Source organism: Tabrizicola sp., from assembly GCF_051645465.1.
Classification (GTDB): Bacteria; Pseudomonadota; Alphaproteobacteria; order Rhodobacterales; family Rhodobacteraceae; genus Tabrizicola.
Genome location: NZ_JBOFBI010000129.1, coordinates 1 through 4605, shown reverse-complemented (window position 1 = coordinate 4605; position 4605 = coordinate 1). Strand labels below are relative to the sequence as shown.

6 protein-coding genes are annotated in these 4605 nt (G+C 66.5%); 1 reads left to right on the top strand and 5 read right to left on the bottom strand.

Annotated elements, in window-relative coordinates; translation table 11 throughout:
• Window positions 1–866 (top strand): NAD(P)-dependent alcohol dehydrogenase (locus tag ACRCSW_RS08025; protein WP_438704058.1); only part of this gene is annotated, 866 nt, incomplete at its 5' end.
• A gap of 9 nt (window positions 867–875) precedes the next feature.
• On the opposite strand, the gene trhA is transcribed toward ACRCSW_RS08025, so the two are convergent.
• The 5 genes from trhA to ACRCSW_RS08000 all read right to left on the bottom strand — a co-directional run.
• Window positions 876–1538 (bottom strand): PAQR family membrane homeostasis protein TrhA, encoded by a 663-nt coding sequence (gene trhA, locus ACRCSW_RS08020; RefSeq protein WP_438704057.1) that lies wholly within the window; start codon window positions 1536–1538, stop codon window positions 876–878.
• An 85-nt stretch (window positions 1539–1623) separates the two neighbouring features.
• Window positions 1624–2280: a ThuA domain-containing protein gene (locus tag ACRCSW_RS08015; protein ID WP_438704055.1), complete on the bottom strand. Its 657-nt coding sequence runs from the start codon at window positions 2278–2280 to the stop codon at window positions 1624–1626.
• Between the two features lie 11 nt (window positions 2281–2291).
• Entirely contained in the window at window positions 2292–3281 is a 990-nt protein-coding gene (locus tag ACRCSW_RS08010) for a potassium channel beta subunit family protein (protein WP_438704053.1), read from the bottom strand.
• A gap of 82 nt (window positions 3282–3363) precedes the next feature.
• On the bottom strand, window positions 3364–3534 hold the full coding sequence (locus ACRCSW_RS08005) for a hypothetical protein (protein WP_438704051.1): 171 nt from the start codon (window positions 3532–3534) through the stop codon (window positions 3364–3366).
• 89 nt (window positions 3535–3623) lie between these two features.
• Window positions 3624–4605: proline--tRNA ligase (locus ACRCSW_RS08000; RefSeq protein ID WP_438704049.1), on the bottom strand; the 982-nt coding region annotated here is incomplete at its 5' end.

Here is a 4605-nt window from a genome sequence, read left to right as displayed (position 1 = left end):
TCCGCGCCGCCCCCGTCACCGCCGGGGATGCCCGGCTCCGCTCGGGCCAGGTGCCCCGCGGCCGTGGCCTGATGCTCCGCCTCGCCATCGGCCTTCGCCGCCCCCGCGTCGCCCCCGGCTGGGCCTTTGCGGGCGAGGTCGCGGGCCTTGGGCAGGGCGTCACCGGCTTCACCAAGGGCCAGCGGGTCATTGGCCTGATGGGTTTCAAGGGCGGCGCGCATCGCGAGTACCTGACGATCCCCGCGAATGGCCGCATCCTGCCCCTGCCCGAAACGCTCAGCCTGGAAGAGGGCGCCGCCTTCTTCTTCGGCGGCCTCACCGCTGCCGAGTTCCTCATCGACCGCGCCAGACTTGCCCCCGGTGAGCGCCTGCTTGTCGCGGGGGCCACGGGTTCAGTCGGGGGTGCTGCGGTCCAGATCGGCCGCCGCCTCGGCGCAAGGGTCTCGGCCACCGCTTCGCCGGCCAACCACCAGTTCGCCCAGAAGCTTGGCGCGGAGGACGTCACCGACTACCGCAAAGGCCCGCCCGCCGGGCCGTTCGATGTGATCCTCGACGTGATGGGAGCGCTTGGCTGGCAGGGCGCCCGCCCGCTTCTCACGCCAAGCGGGCGGCTGGTCCTGATCACCGCCGACCTTCCCGCGATGCTCGGCTCCGCATTGCGGCCCAAGCGCGACGGCCGACGCGTCATCACCGGGACCAACAAGGACGACCTGCCCTCCATGCGCCGCCTCCTCGCCCTGCATGAGGCGGGCGGCTACACCCCCGCCCTGGGCCCCGTCCTGCCGTTCGAGAAACTGCGCGAAGCCCATGCCATGGCGGAAAGCTTCCATAAGCCCGGCAATCTTGTCGTGACCATGGATCCGTAGGACGAGCGCTCAGGCCACCGCCACCGCGACCGCGGCAAAATGGAGGCCGGCCGCCACCGCGACAAACCCATGCCAGATCGCCGCCTGAAAGCGCAGCCGTTCCCACAGATAGAAGGCCACGCCCGCCACATAGATCAGCCCGCCCGCGACCAGCAGCCAGAGCGACACCGCAGGCAAAGCCGCCGTCACCGGGCCGATCGCGATCACGCCCACCCAGCCCAGAAGCACGTAGGCGAGGATGGCAAGCCGGTCATACCGCCCCGGCAGGAACACCTTCACCAGGATCCCGAACGTGGCCCCGGTCCAGACCACGGCCCCCAGCGCCCAGGCCCAGGCGTGGCTCTCCAGATGCGGGATCAGTGCGGTATAGGTACCCGCGATCATCACATAGATCATCGAATGATCGAACCGGCGCAGGAGCCACTTCAGGGCCGAAGGCGGGGTCATGTTGTAGGCCAGCGAAAAGCCCCACATCAGGAAAAACCCCGCCGCATAGACCACGAGCGCCACGAAGGTACCCGCGCCCGCCGTCTGCAGCGCATGGACCAACAGCAGCGGAAACGCGATCAGCCCCGCCAAAAGCGCCAGGGCATGCACGATTCCATCCGCCAGAAGCTCGCCCAGCGAGAACTCGCGTTTGATCAGTCGGTGATGATCGGCAGCCAAGGTCATGAAAGAAGTCTTGCAAAACAATATTGCGAAAGCATGACTGAGGCCTCCCACAATTCAAGCCACCTTCGCGAGAGATGACGCAGCGTCAGCCGCGCCGTGCCGCCCAGATCAGGCCGCGCCGCATCAGCTCTGCTGCCGGGCCGGCGCCGATCACCTGAGCCTTGTGGCCAAGCGCGTTGTAGTAGACCCGGCCCGCACCGTAGCCCTTGGTGAAAACGACTGGCATCGCCACCGGCCCGTTCACAGCATGCGGGCCGTCCGCCACCGGGAAATCGCACACCGCATGCACCTTCACCACTGGGTCGATGTGCAGGTAGTACTGCTCGGTCTCCACCTCGAAATCTGCCACCCCCGCCACCAGTGGATCGGTCGACACCATGCGGACCCCATAGCGCACCCCGTCGTTCCCAGGGTGGGCCACCCACTGCGCCCCGGTCATGAACTGCCAGTCCACGTTCTCGCGGAACGCATCGCACATGCCGCCGTGACACCCGGCGATCCCTGTCCCCGCTGCCACCGCCGCGCAGGCATTCAGCGCCTGATCCTTGCCGATCTGCGACATGGTCCAGACCGGCACGATCAGATCGACGGATTTCAGCGCTTCGGGCTCATCGAAGCACGAAAGACTGTCGGTCACCTCGACCGCCATTCCCGCCTCGCCCAGCCAACCGGCGAAAAGTGCGGCCACCTTGTCCGGCTCATGCCCGTCCCATCCGCCCCAGGTGACCAGTGCCTTCGCCATGCCTTACCCCCTTAGAACCGCTGCGCCGGTTCGGGCTTGTTCTGGACCACTTCCTCGATCGCCGCCATCAGATCCGGTGTCATCGCCGCCTTCCGGTCCAGTGCTGCAAGGTTGTCCCGCAGCTGCTCCAGCCGCGACGCGCCAAGTATCACCGTCGACACCCGTGGGTTCGCTAGGCACCACAGAAGCGCCAGGTGATGGATCGGCATCCCCGCCCCGTCGGCGATCTTTGCCAGCGCCTTCACCTGCTCGACCCGGCGGCGGCCCTTCGGCCCCTCGATGATGTCGCGCAGCCATTCATAGCCCGGAAGCGCTGCCCGGCTGTCCTGCGGCACGCCATCGTTGTACTTGCCCGTCAGGAGGCCCGAAGCGAGCGGCGACCAGATCGTCGTGCCCAAGCCGTGGCCGTCATAGATCGGCGCATAGTCGCGTTCGACCTTGTCACGCTCGAAAAGGTTGTACTGCGGCTGCTCCATCGTCGGCGGCGTCAACCCGTCGCGCCGCGCCACCAGATGCGCCTCGGTGATCTCTTGTCCCGACCATTCCGAGGTGCCCCAGTAAAGCACTTTCCCCTGCACGATCAGGTTGTGCATCGCCCGCACGGTCTCTTCGATCGGCGTGTCCATGTCCGGGCGGTGGCAGAAGTACAGGTCCAGATGATCGACCCTCAGGCGCTTCAGCGCAGCGTGGCAGGCCTCGGTCACGTGCTTGGCCGAAAGCCCCCTCTGCGTCGGCTTCGGCCCACCCCAGAAGACCTTGGACGACACGATATAGCTGTCGCGGCTCCAGCCCAGCTCCTGGATCGCCTGGCCCATGACCAGCTCGGACCGCCCGGCCTCGTAGCCCTCGGCGTTGTCGAAGAAGTTGATGCCCGCATCATAGGCCGCAGTCAGCAGCGCCTTTGCCGGGGTCACGTCAACCTGCTTGGCGAAGGTCACCCAGGACCCGAACGAGAACTCCGATACCTTCAGCCCCGATTTACCCAGGCGACGATAGTCCATGGCGGCCTCCCCAACTGTGCGTGACGCCGTAGAGGTGACCGTAGCCGGGGAAAGGTCAAGGGGCGATCCGGGTGTCGGCGGATCAGGCCTGCGCGATCACCAGATGGTTGGCCCCTTCGCCCGCAGCCTGATGGTCGGCCTGGTAGCCAAGTGCCGACAGGTCGATGCCCCGGAACACCGGCGCGCCGCGCCCCAGAAGCAGCATCGGCAAGGCATGAGATGCCAGAAAGGTGAGGGGGCGGGCATCCTGCACGGGTCTCAAAACCTTAAGATTTCTTGAACACCTATGGCCAAGCCTTTGATTTTTCGCGATTCCATGGGCTTGGGCACCGTGCCCACCCCTCAGCGATGCCCCGCATAGATCTGCGCGATCCGGTCGACGGCGGCCTCGGGGCTGACCTCCTCGCTCTCGCCGGTCCGGCGGGAGGTCAGCTCGACCACACCCTTCTCCAGCCCCCGCGGCCCGACCGTGATCCGCCAGGGAAGCCCGATCAGGTCCATCGTCGCAAACTTCGCCCCGGCCCTCTCGTCGCGGTCATCATAAAGCGCCTCCAGCCCCTTCGCAGCCAGCGCCTTGTAAAGCCCCTCGCAGGCCGCATCCGCCGCCCCGTCGCCCTGCTTCAGGTTCACGATCCCGACGGGGAACGGAGTGACCCCCTCCGGCCAGATGATCCCCTTGTCGTCGTGGGAGGCCTCAATGATCGCCCCCAGCAACCGGCTGACCCCGATCCCGTGCGAGCCCATCTCGACCGGAACCTTGGTGCCCTCGGCGGTGGTCACCTCGGCCCCCATCGCGGCCGAATACTTCGTGCCGAAGTAGAAGATCTGCCCGACCTCGATCCCGCGGCCGACCTTGCGGTGCGCCTCCGGAACCTGGTCGAAGATGGCCGGGTCATGGGTCTCATCCGTGCGGGCGTAAAGGGTGGTGAACTCCTTGCAGACCTTCGCCACCTGATCGCGGTCGTCATAGTCGATGTCGCGGGCCCCAAGCTTAAGCCCGGTCACCCGGTCGTCGTAGAAGACCTCCGACTCCCCCGTCTGGGCCAGCACCAGGAACTCATGCGTGTCGTCCCCGCCGATCGGGCCAGAGTCCGCCCGCATCGGAATCGCCGTCAGGCCCATCCGTTCGTAGGTGCGCAGGTAGCTCACCATATGCCGGTTGTAGGCATGCAACGCCGCCGCCTTGTCGACGTCGAAGTTGTAGCCGTCCTTCATCAGGAACTCGCGCCCCCGCATCACCCCGAACCGGGGCCGCATCTCGTCGCGGAACTTCCACTGGATGTGGTAGAGCGTGAGGGGCAGGTCCTTGTAGCTGGAGATGTGG